Genomic DNA, 15893 nt, shown 5'->3' on the forward strand with positions numbered 1-15893 from the left:
GAAAATAGTGGTAAAACCACTATTCGTATTGGTCCGGTCTTTGCGAATCAAAGAAACTAAAGTCTTCTTGAGATTCCGATTCCACTCCATCAATGAAGTTGAATTCAGTTAACTTTGGTAACTCAGCAAGAGTTCTAATTCTAAAATAATCATAAAATTTGTTTGTAATACCATACAAAACTGGATTTCCTGGTGTTGGACTAATTCCTACTTCTTCAATAACACCTTTAGCTAAAAGCGTGTTCATAACTTGTTCACTGGCGACGCCACGAATATTATTTACCATTGAACGAGTAACTGGTTGTTTATAAGCTACAATTCCAGCGACTTCTATAGCAGCATTTGATAAACGGTGTTTTTTAACCACTTGAACCATTTTTGTAATGTATTCTTTATAGGTTTCGCGTGTAGCTAGTTTGTAGATGTCATTAAAGTTTACAACCTTAAGTGCTCCATCACGGTTGTTATAGTCTTTGGTAAAATCAGCCATAACTTTTTTTGCTTCATGAATTGTGTTTAAGTTGAATATTTCTTTAACTTGTTCAAGAGATAACCCTTCATCTCCTTGAATATATAACAACGCTTCTAAAATATTATTTTTCATAATCTGGTCCTTTCGCAAATGTTATTGTTCCAAATTGTTCATTTTGTTCCATAGTAATTTTTTGCATTTTCACAAGCACTAATACAGCCATAAAGGTTATAACAAAGTGATTCATTGAAGGTTGATTAAAAATCATTTCAAATGTTACATTGTCAGTGGTTTTGAAAAGTTCTAAAATAAAAGGTATTTGATCTTGCGGAGTGAGTTGAAAATGGTCTAACTTGGTTTTTCTAAGTTTTTGCGCATATGTTCGTTCGAACATTTTTCTTAAAATTGTAATTAACTTAAGCGGTGTCGAATTACCGTCTAGTTGTGTTTTGTCATCATCAAGAAGATATTCCTCAATGTCGCTTGGTTTTTTGATAAAAATATTTGTACGTAATTCTTCGTGTTCGCGAAGTGTTTTAGATATTTCTTTAAATTGTTGATATTCATATAGACGACGTAAAATTTCACGCTTGTCTTCTTCAATTTCTGGTTTTTCTTCAGGAGTAAATAACATCATCTTTGTTTTCAAAGCAAGCAAAGTTGCGGCCATAACTAAATATTCACCAGCAAGATCTATTTCGTTTTCTTGCAAATCTTGAATTATTTTTAGATAAGCACTGGCCAATTCGGCAACATCGACATCCATAATATCTTTGTGTTTATCTTGGACTAATGCTAAAAGTAAATCTAATGGCCCATCAAAATTTTCGATACTTATATCAAATTTTTTATCGTCTGATTCATATAAATTATTCATTTTTGTCTAAACTCATTTCTATTTCGTTTTTTACTCTGTTAATGATTGCTAAATTATCCATTGCTAAAAAGTCTGTTGGTTTAATAGGTTTTAAAAATTTAACATTTACTATTATTTTTTTACCTCTATTTTTATTCAAGGCTTGGCGAGTATCGCTGATTGATACTGGCACAATTGTTAGATATTGGCTTTGGGCAACCTTAATAGCTCCTGCCTTAAATTCGCCCAATTCATTAGTCAAGATGCGTGTACCTTCGGGGAAAATAACTCCATAACGTTTATTATTTTTAACAAAATCCCCAAATTCATTAAGTGATTTAAGAGATTGGCGTAAATCCTGACGATTAATGAAGATTGTATCTAATAATTCTAAAACACCGCTTGCAAATTTTTTACGCTTTAATTCAATTTTGCCCAAAAATGTAGGAATTTTATTTCCTCCTAACATTGCAAAGTCTTTCTTTTCCAAAGCAGCTAAAATAATTAGCGGGTCAATATTAGATTTGTGGTTGGGCAATAGTAATGCAGGCGATTTAGGTAAGTCGTTATAACCTTCAACATTGATTTTCACATTGAAATATCACAATAACTGTTTTGCTCTTTTAAGTAAATAGTCATTTCTTTGTTGTGGAGTCAATTCATCCGGCATACGACGGTATTTTTTTACCATTGCCCTTAATCTTCAAAGACATCATAAAAAATGTCACCATAAAAAAACCATTTTAAAATTAAAACTCATTTTACACCTCCTCTAATGCCGCGATTGCTACTAGCATATTTCCTTCGTGGCTGGTTGAAATTTTTCAGTCTTCAAATGTTCAAACACCAGATTTTTCTTTGACAAGTTTAATTTTCGAAAAATCAAAAAATTTATTGTCAGCCTTAAATAGCGCTTCTTTAATCGCTCAAAGTGATGCTAAATATGTCACTCTAACCTCTTCGCTGGCTAAATTGTGAAGATAATCGATTTCCGATGGATGACAAAAGCGCTTTTCAAATCCTTGTTCTATAGATCTAAATCTATCAATTAAAACTAAATCGATTCCTAATTTCATAAGATTATTATATGTAAATTTTAATATAAATATAAATATTAATATTTAATTAATGTGATATTAATTCAGCATAATAATTAATTTATTAATTTTTTCAATAAAAGTGTTAATTTTTTCCATTTTAAGATGACATTTTCAAAAAAATGGAAAAGACAATGTATGAAGAAAAACCGCGGAATGTTATTAGAGAAAATTATCAATCAAACAATAAATTATTATGAAAAAAATAATTTGGCTTTCATAGAGAAAAAAAGTTTACCAATTAAGTTTTATAAAATTAATGAAAACCGTCAATTGTTTGATGCTTACATTTTCAAGAAGAGTACTGTTGACTATATTGGTTGTTTTGAAGGTCGTTTTATTGCATTTGAAGCTAAATCCACTAATGAATTTAGACTGCCTAATAGTAATATTAAAAAACACCAAGTTGAATATTTAGACAGAATTTATAAATCGGGTGGTTTTGCTTTTTTCATAATTTTATTTAGCAATGTTGATGAGTTTTATATTGTTAATTCAGTATATCTCAAAGATAATTGAAAAAATTCATGGAGCTATGATGAAATAAAAAAAATCGGTTTTCAAGTCGAACTCACATATCCTGGTGTGATTGACTTCTTACCGATAATTAAAGGTTTTAGTTAATAACATCTTTAAGGTATTTAGATGGTTTGAACTTTACAACACGTTTTTGTTCGATTGTAATGCTTTCTTTTGTAAATGGGTTTAGAGTTTCACGCCCTTTTCTAATTGATGTTTCAAAAGTTCCTAAGGAACTTAATTGTACTTTCTCATCATTTGTTAAACGCTCTTTAAGAACAAAAACAAATTTATCGAAAAAATCATTTGCAACTCTAACTGGTACATCCATTAAATCAGCTACTTCTGCCACGAATTCTTTTTTAGTCATAATGCATCCTTTCATGTATAAATGATTATTTGTATACAGTCATAATAATCATGCAATATTATTATAACAATTTTTGTCTAATTTGTGTTTGATAAACTATGAATAATTACCCAAAAGTATTGAAAAAAGGTGGTTATTACTCAAGTCCTGATTTATTTTTGAAAATTAACTTGATTGGACAACCCGTAAAATCAATAACTTGGCGTAGTTGTTTTTCAATATAACGTTCATAACTTCAGTGTAAGTATTTTTTGTTGTTTACAAAGATTAGAAATGTTGGTATTCTTGTGTCAAATAATTTTCTGGCAAAGTATATATTTAATCTACCTCCATTGTATGGTGCAGCAGGTTGTATTAATTGTGTCTCTCTTATTAAATTTGATAGTAATGATGGTTTTACATCCCGTTCAAGATTTGTTTTAACTTTAATGATTGTGTCAATTAGTTTATCTACGCGCTTATTATGCAATACCGAGATGAAACAGAAGGGGACTCATGGTACAAAATGAAATCTGTTTCTCATATTTTTTTCATAATTTATCATTGTGTTTGTTTCTTTTTCGATTAAATCTCATTTGTTTACTGCAATAATTATTGGTTTTGAATTTTCAAGTGCGTAGCCAATTATACGCGCATCAAAATGACTTAGTTCTCTTGAAGAATCAATCATAATAATCGATAAATCTGATTCATCAAGTGCGGAAATCGCGCGCATTAGTGCATATTTATCAATCATGTCAACGATTTTGCTTTTCTTAGTAATGCCGGCAGTATCAACAATCTCAAATTTTTCACCTTTTAACTCCACAACCGTTTTAACACTATCTCTGGTTGTGCCTGCTATATCACTAACAATTGAACGATCTTCACCAGAAAGGAGATTAAGAAGCGATGATTTTCCTGAATTTGGTCTACCAATAATTGATAATCTAAAGTTTCGGTCAGTCTTCTCGTCATCCAAATATAGGTTTTTAAGACATTCATCAAGGACATCTCCCACTCCATGGCCATGCTGTGCGCTAATTTGGAATATTTTGTCAGCTCCCAATGAATATCATGATCAGTTAAACATGTCGGTATTATCCAATTTATTAGCAACAACCACAACAGGCTTCTCGCTTTTTCTTAACATGCTTAAAATCATTTGATCATCATTTGTAATTTCGGCAGAACCGTCAACCATAAAAATAATTACATTAGCTTCCTCAATAGCTATTTTTGCTTGAGTTCTGATTTGTTCCTGAAATGGTCTATTTTCCACTTCTATACCACCGGTATCAATGACTCTAATTTCTTTACCGCTCCACTCAAAAGTTTCGTATAGTCTGTCTCTTGTAACACCTGGTTCATCGTATGTTATTGAACTTTTTTTGCCAACAAAACGATTAAAAAGTGTACTTTTTCCAACATTTGGTTTTCCAATGATTGCTATTACATTATTTCTCATTTACAACCGCCTTTATTAATCTTATTATTTCAACAACAACGGCTTCAAAATTCATCTCTGTACAATTAATAACATATGCATCATCAACAATTTTTAATGGATCATTTTTTCTGTTAGAGTCTTGTTCATCGCGCGCTTGGACTTCTTTGAGAACTTGGTGAAAATTTGTATTGTAGCCCAATTCTTTGTTTTGAAGGATTCTTCTATTTGCTCTCTCGTGAGCAGTAGCGGTTAAAAATATTTTAACTTCAGCATAAGGCATAATTCGATATGTTGTATCTCTACCATCCATAATATAACCTTTTTTAGCTTTAGTAATTTGTTGGATGTATTTAACAACGTATTCTCTAACGTGTTTGTAAACGGCAATATCTGATGAAATTTTCGATATTTTATCGGCTCTAATTAATGAACTGATATCGACACCGTCGCTATATATTCTTTCATGTTCATCCAAACTAATTTTTAAAATTTGGTCATCTAAAATAGCATTTACTGCTTTTTCATCTTTAGGGTCAATATTTTTGTTAGAAACAACATAAGCTATGGCTCTATAGACGCTACCAGAACTAATAAAAGTATATCCTAGACGCTTCGCCACTTCTTTTGATACAGTCGATTTGCCAGCACCAGACGGCCCATCGATTGCAACATTTATTTTTTTCATAAATCCTCCATTTGAATTGAAACCAATATAATTTATATTATTTAATATTACTAAAAAATATCATTTTTGAATTAAAGTTGTACTTTATTTATGACAATTTCAGCTGATTCAGCCATTGTTACGGTATCTTCGTTATTAAAACGAGATTCTAAACCCAAATCTAAGTTTGAACCGCTATTCAACATTTCATATACATTTTCATTCATAAATTTAGAGATATCTTTCCGTTGCAATGATACTGATTTAAATATATCTTTTTTAAAATTAGACAGTTTAGAAGTTAGTATTCCTAAATTAACCTGAAGGTCATATCAATCTCTAACTTCAATATATTTGATAACGTCGTTTACTTTTGATTTATAAGCAAATAAGCAAGGGTCAATCATAATTGAAATAAGTGAGTTATTTGGTTTCAACTTGTAATAAGTTGAAACATCTTCTAAAAATTCAGAATCTGCTTCCAGAAAACTAGCAAATAAACTTTGTTGGCTATAGTCATTGTGATTAAGATGTTCAATAAAATTTTGGTTCTTCTTTGTTTTCATAATATATATTATATTTTAAATAATAATTAAGATTAAAATAAAGAAAAAACACCGATTGGTGTTTATTTGAATTGTTTAATGAAATCTGTGTTTGTTGTATCCGAATATTGCTCAAGATCTTTCGAAAGTTTTTTTAGGTCTGAAGTTGAAAGTTCTGGAATAACAACCTTCAATAATATTTTTAAATCACCGGCACGATTGTTCTTTCTAACACCTTTGCCGCTTAGAACAAGTGTTTTGCCGTTTTGATAAGTTCTTCGTAATTTAATAGTTTCTGTTCCAAAAGGAGTGGGTACAAGTACTTCGTTTTCTTTGATTATATCTATAAATGAAACTGGATATTCTAGATAAATATTTAGATTATCCCTTTGGAAAAATTGATGAGCCTGAACATTAATTTCAACATATAAATCTCCTGAAGGGCCACCATTTTCACCTCGACCACCATAGCCGTTAAGTTTGATTCTATCACCATTATCAGAGCCGGCGGGAACTGAAAAAGTTACAACTTTTTCTTTTTTGATGTAAATTTTTCCTGAACAAACTTTACATTTATTTATTATTTTTTCTCCTTTACCTTTACATCTATTACATACCGAAGTGTTATTAATAATACCGAAAGGTGTTCTTTGTTGAATTTGCTGTTGCCCACTACCGTGACAAGAGTCGCAAGTAACAATATCGGCAGGTGTTTCTCCACCATGACCGTTACAATGGCTACATACTTCTCATTTATCTAGATTTTGTTTGACTTCCTTACCTCTTATTGATTCATTGAATGATATCTGTAAGCGCATTAACATATCGTTACCACGTGATGGTTCAAATGAATTACGGCCAAATCCACCAAATCCACTAAAGAAATTGCTGAAGATATCACCAAAACCACTAAAATCACCAAAACCACTAAATCCTTGTGGCCCTTCTTCAGAACCATATTTGTCGTAGTTTTCACGTTTTTGTTTATCGCTTAGAACTTCGTACGCCTCATTTAATTCTTGCATTTTTTTATCACTGGTTCCATCTTTTAACTTATCTGGGTGATATTGCATCGCAAGTTTTCGGTACGCTTGCTTAATTTCTTTTTCTGTTGCGTCTTTTGAAACGCCCAAAACTTTATAATAATCTTTTTTACTCATGACTTATATTTTAGCACAATAATAATTAGACTGCTAAATTAAATTGCCGTGATAAATAACATAATAAAATTAGTTTATTAGATAAAAAAGCTAATTCAATAAAAATTTATTTAATTTTTTTAAAAAGTCATTCACGTTTTGCAATTGTGTAGCTAGAATGGTAAGTTTTATAATAGGATTCGTTAACGATTAAACCTAGGAAAATAAAGTAAGAAAGCGATGATACGAACAAAGCAATATACATAAAAGTTCCGATTGCTCCATATTGGTTGTATTTAATTAACGATGTAAGATAACCAAAAGCACCAATAAATAACATATTTGGAAATGAAGCAATAAGAACGCCCGGTAATACAGAGTTTCACGATAATTTAAAACTTGGTGTTAGTTTGTAAATTAAAGTAAAACCAAAATATAAGACTATCATTAAATAAATATCGAAAGAAACATAGAAAAATATTTTTTCGCCAACTGAGTTTAAATTAGTTGAAATTAATTTATAGATAAAAATATAAAATGCGGTTACTAAGAATAAGTAAATACTTATACTAACAACAATAAAAAACCCCTTAATTCTATTTATGAAGAAGTTTCCTAATGTTTCATGTCCATAAATGTAATTTTGTGAGTAAATAAATCTTCCTCAGCCGTTTGAGCCCAGTCATGTTGATGTTAATAATAAAATGGCAATTGTTGTGTACTGTACACCGTGATTAATATTAAGATTTGGCACATTAATTAGGTTTTCAACCCCGGGAATGATTCTAACTAATATTACATTTAAAAATACATTATTGTAGTCTTGAATAAATGAAAGTAGGACAATAACTACCGTTAAGATAGGAACAAAAGAAACCAAAAAATAAAATGATAGAGAAATTGGTATAAAAGTTAGATCTTTGGCGGTAAAACGATTATACGTTCTATCAATTAATTCCTTTGTTTTGCTTTTATTTTTCCATGTAGTTTTTGGAGTTGCAATTCACAAAATAAGCATAATAAAAAATTTGATTATTTTTTCTAGTAATCACCATTGTTTATTTTCGTTAGGTATAACACTTTTATTAATAACTGATTTTTTAATCTTTTTATTATATGCCTTTTTTATTTTTTTTGGATTTTGGCCAGTGTAAATTTGTTCTTCGTTATTGCTCATATTAATATTATATGGAGATTTATGAAAAAAGCAACACAAGTATATTGAGTTGCTTATTAAAGGACTTGATTATGAGTGTTTATTTTTTATTTATTAATAATAAATTATTAATTGTCAATGCTATAGAAATAATCGTAAACACTGTGATAACAATTGAAAACGATAAAAAGATATTGATATAATGTTTCACAGGTAATAGAATTCATGTCACAATCATAGCAAAGTATGCAAATACTGATAAAATTACTATTATTTCAATAATTAGAGAGTTTTTTCTATATTCTATAAATACACAAGAATTGATATATTGATATAAAGATGTAAATCCTGCAAATATCATAAAGCAAAACATTAACGATATAAATGTAAACATAGGCAGAGCAGCAAATTTATTCACTTGTTCAATGATAGAGAATATTGAAACGGTTATTGAAATGAATAAATAGGTTAAAGAAGTTACTAAGAATAAAATTAATGATGTGCGATAATTTTTTTTATTCATAATTTTCCTTTCTTAATCTTTTGGCTAGTTCTAAAAGTAAAAGCTCCCTGATGTCAATACTGATACTTCCATTGTTTTCGTTTTGTATTCCTTTGAATTCGTCTATAAGTGAGTTTAAAACTCCCGATAGATTTTTATAATCGATTTCTTTAAATCTAGACATCAAAATATTGTATTCATTGTCTGAGGAAAAAACTCTTTTCAGACTACAAATTGTTTTATCTTTATGTGTAGAAATATTTAATATTTCCTGTTCAAATTTATATTTATCTTTGATTATTTCATTAATTTTCTTGCTGATTAAATTAAATTTTTTGAGATTCATCTTTTTAAAAATTAAATTAAATAACTCATTTAATTCAAACAGATGACCATTTAAATTGAGTTTGGAATTAATATAAATTAAGAAAGAATTAATATTATCTTTTGTGGGTACAAACGCATCGGATTTCATAAAATAGGAAACAAAGAAATTTGAAAAATACATATATTCAATGTGACTAATAATTTTTTTGATACTTAAAATATTTGATTTTGATATCAAAAATGCTAAATCCATCAACGCATTTTCTACTTTTTCATCACTTTTGTCGAGATTTTTTTTACTAAGCATGAAACTTTTAAAAAGTTGGTGTATTTTCATTGAAATTAAAAAGTAGCGTTTTGGAAGGAAAAATCCATTTTTGTTTCAAATTTTGTTTTTTTGTATAAATTTAGGCAAGAAGATTTCCACCGGCTTATTGTCATAAGAGTATTTTGCAAATAAACCATCGTTGTAAATAGTTTTTAAATTACCAATATTATTTAATTTACAGTTTTTTTCATAAGAAATGAAATCTAAATCGTTTGCCTTTCTGAAATAATCTTTATATTTTAGTTCAAGTGATTTAGAACCATGCAAAACGAAACCGTTTTTTTGCATTCTGAAAATTATATTTCTTTCGACATCATCCTTTTGTTCGTTTTTAGTAGTCATTTGTTTCAAAACTCTTATATTCAGAGTAACAAAAAGTTTCAATTTTAATCATTTATATGCCCTGAATCAGTTATATTCATAATATTTGTTAATATAAATTATTGAAAGCGAATTTAAGAATCAAATAACCTGCAAAAATAATAAAACAATTAGTAGAATATACAAATAAACGTAGGTTTTAAAAGCTATATCTTGTCCTTTATTTTTATTTTTCAGGATATTAAATAATTCAAAATTACTGGTACTTACCAAAACAAAAATGTATAAAATTACTGAAAAAAGCAGAGTAGAAAGAAACAAAAATAAGTAATATCTTTTCAAGCTGTTTTTGATTCAGTTTTTTTGTTTTAAAAAATTAATTTTATCTTTTAATAACATGTTGTACCTCACATAATATCTCTGTTATATTCCATTAGTTTTTCATACGCAATTTCATAAATCGTTTTTACTGTATCGTAAACCCGATTTACTTTAGATTTTGAGATTTTTAGTGAAATGAAGTTATTCCATTTGGAAGTGACATTATTTAAAGCTCTTTGTGCCTCCTCCAATGAATTCATTATTAATATTATATCTTTTGATTCGGCAATGTTTGTTAATTTTCCGAATATTTGGATAACAAATGCTTTGGAATAAGAATTATATTCTTTTAAGTTTTGAAGTTGACCTAAAAGCGTGCAAACCAAAACTCCTCCTTGTAATGCGACTTGTAGCTCCGGTATAGAATCAATATTCAAATGCGATAAGTTATTTCCTAAGGCATCTGCCGCGTATCAAAGCGGATCAGCTTTTTGCAATAAATCAATTACGTAGTTAATAGATCCGCCGATTGCATTATGAAAGTCATATCATGATTTAAAACATATATCAATTTTATTGCTAATTTTATTAAAATCGTTTTGGTCCACAAAGTGATTTATATCATATTTTCCCTCAGCTGTAAAGACACTTTGACTCTTGCGCTGAATTGTAAATAATGAATAATTTATGAGTCCATAATTTTCTTTCATTTTTAATTTTGAAATATTTTCTTCAAATTCTTTCTTCAAAGTATCAATTTCATTTTTAAATTTATAGATATCTAACTCGATTGCAACCGCGTTTACATTTTCATTTTGATAAATTGTTAGCATATTTCCTCCATTTAAACTTTTTTTATACTATACTGAAATTATATCCATAAAATATTAATTGCCATCCAAACTACAGAGTCAAGACCTTGATTTAAGGGAAAATGTGAAAAGTATCCATTTATAGTAGTTGTTTTGATAATTATTTTCAAAATTTAATTAAAAAACAGCCTTTGACGCTGTTATGTTAATTTAAATATAAATTCACAAAGTACAATGAAGACTGGAATTAGAATTATTGACATTATTGTTGAAAGCGCCGAAGCTCTCGCAGTGAAGTTTGGTGCTTTATTATACATTAATGATAGAGCAGCAGGAACCGTTCCCGGAGGCGTTACGCTAACAACAACAATAGTTAAACAAACTTCGGCTGGTATTTTTTTAGCAGTATAGAATGAATACATGATTCCAAGCATGATTAGCGGAACAATGATTAGTTTTATAAATGTGTATAACCAAACATATTTATCCGTAAAAACTTCTCTAAGGCGTTTTTCACTCATTTTCATACCAACTGTTAATCAGACAAGCGGTGTACATAAACGTGATAATGTTAAAACAACATTATTTACATAAGGTATGGTTGTGTGAAAATCCATTCATCCAGTAGGTTCGATATTGGTTGCTATGTAAAGATTTTTAGAGACATCAAAAATGTATTTGCTTGAGTCTTTTGCAATATAAATAGAGTTGAAATTAGTACCAAATTTTGCTTTCTTAACAACTTCTATTGTGTCGAAATAATTAACACCGTCTATTTGTTTCGCGAAAACATCAATTGGAATAGGGTCAATATCCTTTGTTGAGTTTCCTAATCCTGGAATTAACTGAGTTAATCATAAAAATAAACCTAAAATCGTAATCATTAATGTTGAATTGGTTGCTAACTTTTTACATGTTTGTTTAAAGTTATCTTTATTCATTTTAATACCAGAGATAATAACAAAAACAAATGTATATAAAGTTATTCTTTGCGGAATGTTCCACATACTTACACTAATTATTGCTCCGGCTTGATGCGATGTTCCTTGATAAAATTCGCTAATTACAGGCAATCCAAATGTGGCTGTAGCCCCAAAAATTATCAGTATAAACATCATTAATGCGCGTTCTTTTGGCACATCATTATTCGTAGTGGCTGAAATTGTGCCTAGCATAGTTTTGTTTGAAGCATTTTTAACTAATTTTGGTAGTTTTCAATCAAATTTAACTCATAATCAAACAAAAAAGCAAAGAATTATGTAAAAAAGGAGCGATAACAACAATATTCATGCTTGCTCTTTGAGCTTATTAAGGGAAATGCTCGACATAAATCCTTTTAGAGCTATTGCTGGAACTGAAATTTCAAGAATAATTTTAGTAAAAGAGTTAATTCAAGATGATTTTAAAATTCCAAATTTAGTGAACAAATAACCTATTGATATCAATAAAATGCTCGCAATACATACACCAATGAGGTTAGAGTTGGTTATAGTAGATATAAACACTTCACGCATAATTATTGATTATACTCCCATAGATTTTTGATGATAGTAAGTTTATAAAAAAACAAAGTCAGCACTTTGTTTAAAAGTTCTCTATATCATCAATACGATTTTGGTGTCTACCGCCCTCAAATTCGGTGTTGATATATTCCTTAATCATTGCTTTAGCTTCATCAAGTGGTACTTGTCTTCCGCCCAAAACTAGAACATTGGCATTATTGTGTTGTTTTGCTAAGTGAGCATCTTCGACACTAGTAATTCTCGCAGCACGAATTCCATGGTGACGATTTAGTGCATATGAAATACCTAAACCTGTTCCACAAAATCCTAATCCAAAACTCACTTTATGTTCTTTCATATAATTGGCTAATTTATGACCCTGTAGTGAGTAAGAAACAGAAGTTGATGAATCGGCTGGGCCTAAATCTACAACTTCATATCCAAGTTCATTGATATAACTAATTAATTCATTTTTTAATTTGCAACCACCGTGGTCGCTAGCCATAGCTACTATTTTTTTACTCATAATTCTCCTTACATTTATGATTATTATAGTAAAAAGTATCCGTTTTTATTAATTTTTTCCGTTTTTTAAAAAGCAACCACTTTTCTGCTAATAAATGATATGAAAATTACAAAACAATATGATTCTAAAGACTGTGGTTTGCACGTTTTGCAATATCTTTTTATGAAGTTAAATAAAGAATATGTTGATATAAATTATTTAAAACTTAAAGCACACTATACTTCACAAGGGATAAATTTAGCGAACTTGAGTGAAATTGCAACGCAACACGGAGTAAAACTTGATTCATATAATGCAGATTTTGATTCAATTAAAAATATTAATAGAATTGATTTCCCTTTTTTAGTATTAGTTAAAAATAATGGGTTAGCACACTATTTAATAGTAGAGAAAATTACGCATAAATGTTTAGTGGTACAAGATTCTAATATTGGTGGTAGAAATAAACTTTCTTTTGAAGAGTTTAAATCTATTTACCAAAATGTAATCATTTTTGCTTATAAATTGGATAATTCAAAAAACAAAAAAACCATAAATGAAATTGAAGACAAAGTTAGTTCAATGTTTACATTTACAAAACAAACATTCGGTTTATTATTACTTGCCGTTTTATCGGTTATATTAACATTTAGTTCTTCATTTTTTGTAAAACTAACTTTTGATTATGTCTTACCCAATAATTTAGTTAAAACATTAACTGTTTTATTTATTTCATTTTTATGAATAAATATTCTCCGATTTATAAATTCTTCGATAAAAGACATAATTATAAGAAAGTTATCCAATAAAATCGAGTTAGAAATTTCTGAGAATTTTTATTTGAAAATTCAAAGATTGCCGATTAATGAATTGAATAAAATGACACATAACGAACTAATAAAGAGGGCTAGTTATATTAATTTTATCGCAAATTATAAAGCTAATTTTGTTTATTCTTTTTTTATAGAAACAGCGTCAATTGTTGTTAGTTGTGTTTTACTAATCTGATTGAATTATTTATTATTTTTGATAATTTTAATATTCTTAATATTTGCTGTTTTTACAAATGTTATTTTTCAAATGCATATTAATAGAAAATATAATGACTTTATTTCAAAAACCCATCAAAAAGCACAATCAGATTTAGATGTTATATTTACACTAAATACTTTTAATTCTTCTCTTGATCAAAATTATAAAGAGTTAAGAAGAAGGGAAAAGATGCTTAAAAGTATGAATGCAGATTATTCAATGTTTAATAAAAAAAATTCGAACAATTTACTTGTTGATTTGGTAATTGGAAATTTGGGGATGATTATTGTGTTTACAGGGTGTCTATTAATTTTCAAGAATTCTTTAACGGTTGGTACATTAGTAATGGTTCTTACAACATTAAATTATTTTGTACAACCCATTACTTCATTAACCGCAATAACAATGATGAAAAATATTGTTAATAAACATATTCAAATGGTAAATTTTATTTTAAATCTAAACGAATCTAAAATAAAAAGTGAAGGGGTTGAAATTGAAAATATAGACAAAATTGAATTAACCGATATTAATTTCGGGTATGATTATGGCAAAAAAATTCTAAACATTAAAAGTTTAGTATTAGCAAAAAATACTCAAATTATAGGCTCTAACGGTAGTGGAAAAACCACTTTATTAAATTTGCTAAATTACAGAATTTGCAATTGATTAGGTCAAATTAGGATTAACGATATAGATCTCGATTTTATAGATAATGAAAATCTTAAAGAAAATTCGATTTTGATAACTTCTGATCCGTATCTACCATCTTTCAATATTATTGAATTTATTACATCAAATAATAAACAAAATCAAGAAACATTATTGGAAAATATTAAAAAATATAAATTGGATGAATTAATGGAATTATTAAGGTTGAATTTAAATACAGAACTAGTTAATAATGGTTCTAACATTTCTAAGGGTCAAAAACAATTTATTGTGCTGCTTAAACTATTTACTAAAAAATATAGACTTATAATGTTAGATGAGGCTTTTGATAATGTTGATGAAAAAATATTTAAATTGATGATTCGAAAAATAAAAGAATATCAAAAAGATGCTTTCTTTATTGAAATCAACCATAATAAAAAATATGTGCATGTAAACAAGGAGGTAGATTTTGACAAAATTAACAAAATTAACTAAGTGATTTTGACTATACTTGGCTGCTATAACCCTATTATCCATTTTTGTTTTATACTTCGTGTTAACATATAAGATTGAAAAAACTATTAAGATTAATTTCATTGTTGATGAAAAGAAGAATTTAGTGCTATTAGCTCCTGAAAGGTCTTTATTCTATATTGAAAAAAATAAAGAAATATCAATAAACTATGATAATAAAATCTACCTATTAAAGGTAAGTGCAGTTAAAAAAATAAATGAAAATGTTTTAGTTACTTTTTACAAATTACCACGAAATATGAGACTAATTTCAAACACGCATATTGAAGGTGTACTATACTATGACAAAGGTTCGATTTTATCTAATTTTATATCAATGGAGTATTAGGTCATTATTATATAATTTACATATGGTTGAAATTAATATTAATATTGAAAATGGTACATCGTTCCATTTTGAAAATGAATACAAACAAATATTAAGGAATCTACAAGATTATTTTAATATCGATAAAACAATTGTTTTGGATGTTTCGATAGTAAATAATCAAAAAATCAAAAAATTAAACAAAAAATACCGCGGTAAGGATTACGCAACCGATATTTTGTCATTTGATTTTGGAAATGATGACTTCTATAATGAATTACCGATTTTACCGATTGGTGAATTAATTATTAGTCACGAAAAAGTTGAGTCTCAAGCCATTGAATTTAATCACTCTGTGAGAAGAGAGTATTGTTATTTATTTGCTCACGGATTAATTCATTTAATGGGTTATGATCATGAAACGGAAATCGAAAAAGTTGAAATGGACAAAATGGTTGATAGTATATTCAACCCATTAGGTATTACAAGAGAGGAATAAAA

The 15893-nt window shown here is 28.3% G+C and carries 19 protein-coding genes; 4 read left to right on the forward strand and 15 right to left on the reverse strand.

Features of this window, described 5'->3' with window-relative positions:
* Positions 1-19: 19 nt before the first annotated feature.
* From scpB to NW238_RS00405, 4 genes are read right to left on the reverse strand one after another with little or no spacing between them, the layout of a single operon-like run.
* On the reverse strand, positions 20-604 hold the full coding sequence (scpB, locus tag NW238_RS00390; RefSeq protein WP_216505203.1) for an SMC-Scp complex subunit ScpB: 585 nt from the start codon (positions 602-604) through the stop codon (positions 20-22).
* Positions 594-1349, reverse strand: coding sequence for a segregation/condensation protein A (locus tag NW238_RS00395; RefSeq protein ID WP_216505201.1), 756 nt, complete (start codon positions 1347-1349; stop codon positions 594-596). The genes scpB and NW238_RS00395 overlap by 11 nt, the downstream gene beginning before the upstream one ends.
* Complete coding sequence (locus NW238_RS00400) at positions 1342-2088, reverse strand: lysophospholipid acyltransferase family protein (RefSeq protein WP_216505199.1); 747 nt, start codon at positions 2086-2088, stop codon at positions 1342-1344. The genes NW238_RS00395 and NW238_RS00400 overlap by 8 nt, the downstream gene beginning before the upstream one ends.
* Position 2089: 1 nt before the next feature.
* Positions 2090-2404, reverse strand: coding sequence for a 4'-phosphopantetheinyl transferase superfamily protein (locus tag NW238_RS00405; protein WP_216505197.1), 315 nt, complete (start codon positions 2402-2404; stop codon positions 2090-2092).
* Between the two features lie 159 nt (positions 2405-2563).
* Between NW238_RS00405 and recU the strand changes: the two genes are divergently transcribed.
* Positions 2564-3049 (forward strand): Holliday junction resolvase RecU, encoded by a 486-nt coding sequence (gene recU, locus NW238_RS00410; RefSeq protein ID WP_216505195.1) that lies wholly within the window; start codon positions 2564-2566, stop codon positions 3047-3049.
* Here the strand turns inward: recU and NW238_RS00415 are convergent.
* From NW238_RS00415 to NW238_RS00465, 11 genes are all read right to left on the reverse strand, one after another.
* The gene (locus NW238_RS00415; protein ID WP_216505194.1) at positions 3042-3314 is read right to left on the reverse strand and encodes an HU family DNA-binding protein; all 273 of its coding nucleotides are present in this window, start codon (positions 3312-3314) and stop codon (positions 3042-3044) included. The genes recU and NW238_RS00415 overlap by 8 nt on opposite strands.
* Before the next feature lie 136 nt (positions 3315-3450).
* The gene (gene der / locus NW238_RS00420; protein WP_216505189.1) at positions 3451-4761 is read right to left on the reverse strand and encodes a ribosome biogenesis GTPase Der; all 1311 of its coding nucleotides are present in this window, start codon (positions 4759-4761) and stop codon (positions 3451-3453) included.
* Positions 4751-5428, reverse strand: coding sequence for a (d)CMP kinase (gene cmk, locus NW238_RS00425; RefSeq protein ID WP_216505187.1), 678 nt, complete (start codon positions 5426-5428; stop codon positions 4751-4753). The genes der and cmk overlap by 11 nt, the downstream gene beginning before the upstream one ends.
* 71 nt (positions 5429-5499) lie before the next feature.
* Complete coding sequence (locus NW238_RS00430) at positions 5500-5973, reverse strand: hypothetical protein (RefSeq protein WP_216505185.1); 474 nt, start codon at positions 5971-5973, stop codon at positions 5500-5502.
* Positions 5974-6035: 62 nt separating this feature from the next.
* The gene (locus NW238_RS00435) at positions 6036-7112 is read right to left on the reverse strand and encodes a DnaJ C-terminal domain-containing protein (RefSeq protein ID WP_258451611.1); all 1077 of its coding nucleotides are present in this window, start codon (positions 7110-7112) and stop codon (positions 6036-6038) included.
* A gap of 106 nt (positions 7113-7218) precedes the next feature.
* Positions 7219-8268 carry a YihY/virulence factor BrkB family protein gene (locus NW238_RS00440; protein ID WP_216505183.1) on the reverse strand — a complete coding sequence of 350 codons (1050 nt, stop codon included), beginning with the start codon at positions 8266-8268 and terminating at the stop codon, positions 7219-7221.
* Between the two features lie 79 nt (positions 8269-8347).
* Positions 8348-8770, reverse strand: a complete 423-nt coding sequence (locus NW238_RS00445; protein ID WP_171111205.1) for a hypothetical protein — start codon at positions 8768-8770, stop codon at positions 8348-8350.
* Positions 8763-10124 (reverse strand): MAG4530 family protein, encoded by a 1362-nt coding sequence (locus NW238_RS00450; protein ID WP_373422547.1) that lies wholly within the window; start codon positions 10122-10124, stop codon positions 8763-8765. The genes NW238_RS00445 and NW238_RS00450 overlap by 8 nt, the downstream gene beginning before the upstream one ends.
* Positions 10115-10879 carry a hypothetical protein gene (locus NW238_RS00455; RefSeq protein WP_216505180.1) on the reverse strand — a complete coding sequence of 255 codons (765 nt, stop codon included), beginning with the start codon at positions 10877-10879 and terminating at the stop codon, positions 10115-10117. Before NW238_RS00455 ends, NW238_RS00450 begins: the two co-directional genes overlap by 10 nt.
* 179 nt (positions 10880-11058) lie before the next feature.
* Positions 11059-12285 carry an AEC family transporter gene (locus tag NW238_RS00460; RefSeq protein WP_216505178.1) on the reverse strand — a complete coding sequence of 409 codons (1227 nt, stop codon included), beginning with the start codon at positions 12283-12285 and terminating at the stop codon, positions 11059-11061.
* A gap of 157 nt (positions 12286-12442) precedes the next feature.
* Positions 12443-12886, reverse strand: a complete 444-nt coding sequence (locus tag NW238_RS00465) for an RpiB/LacA/LacB family sugar-phosphate isomerase (protein ID WP_216505176.1) — start codon at positions 12884-12886, stop codon at positions 12443-12445.
* 99 nt (positions 12887-12985) lie between these two features.
* Here NW238_RS00465 and NW238_RS00470 point away from each other — a divergent pair, with 99 nt between their 5' ends.
* From NW238_RS00470 to ybeY, 3 genes are read left to right on the forward strand one after another with little or no spacing between them, the layout of a single operon-like run.
* Entirely contained in the window at positions 12986-15046 is a 2061-nt protein-coding gene (locus NW238_RS00470; RefSeq protein ID WP_216505175.1) for an Mbov_0121 family peptidase domain-containing ABC transporter, read from the forward strand.
* Positions 15021-15413: an MAG1140 family protein gene (locus NW238_RS00475; protein WP_216505174.1), complete on the forward strand. Its 393-nt coding sequence runs from the start codon at positions 15021-15023 to the stop codon at positions 15411-15413. Before NW238_RS00470 ends, NW238_RS00475 begins: the two co-directional genes overlap by 26 nt.
* Before the next feature lie 22 nt (positions 15414-15435).
* Positions 15436-15891 (forward strand): rRNA maturation RNase YbeY, encoded by a 456-nt coding sequence (gene ybeY / locus NW238_RS00480; RefSeq protein ID WP_216505173.1) that lies wholly within the window; start codon positions 15436-15438, stop codon positions 15889-15891.
* The last annotated feature ends 2 nt before the right edge of the window (positions 15892-15893 follow it).

This window comes from Mycoplasma zalophidermidis, assembly GCF_024742155.1.
GTDB classification, from domain to species: domain Bacteria; phylum Bacillota_I; class Bacilli_A; order Mycoplasmatales; family Metamycoplasmataceae; genus Mycoplasmopsis; species Mycoplasmopsis zalophidermidis.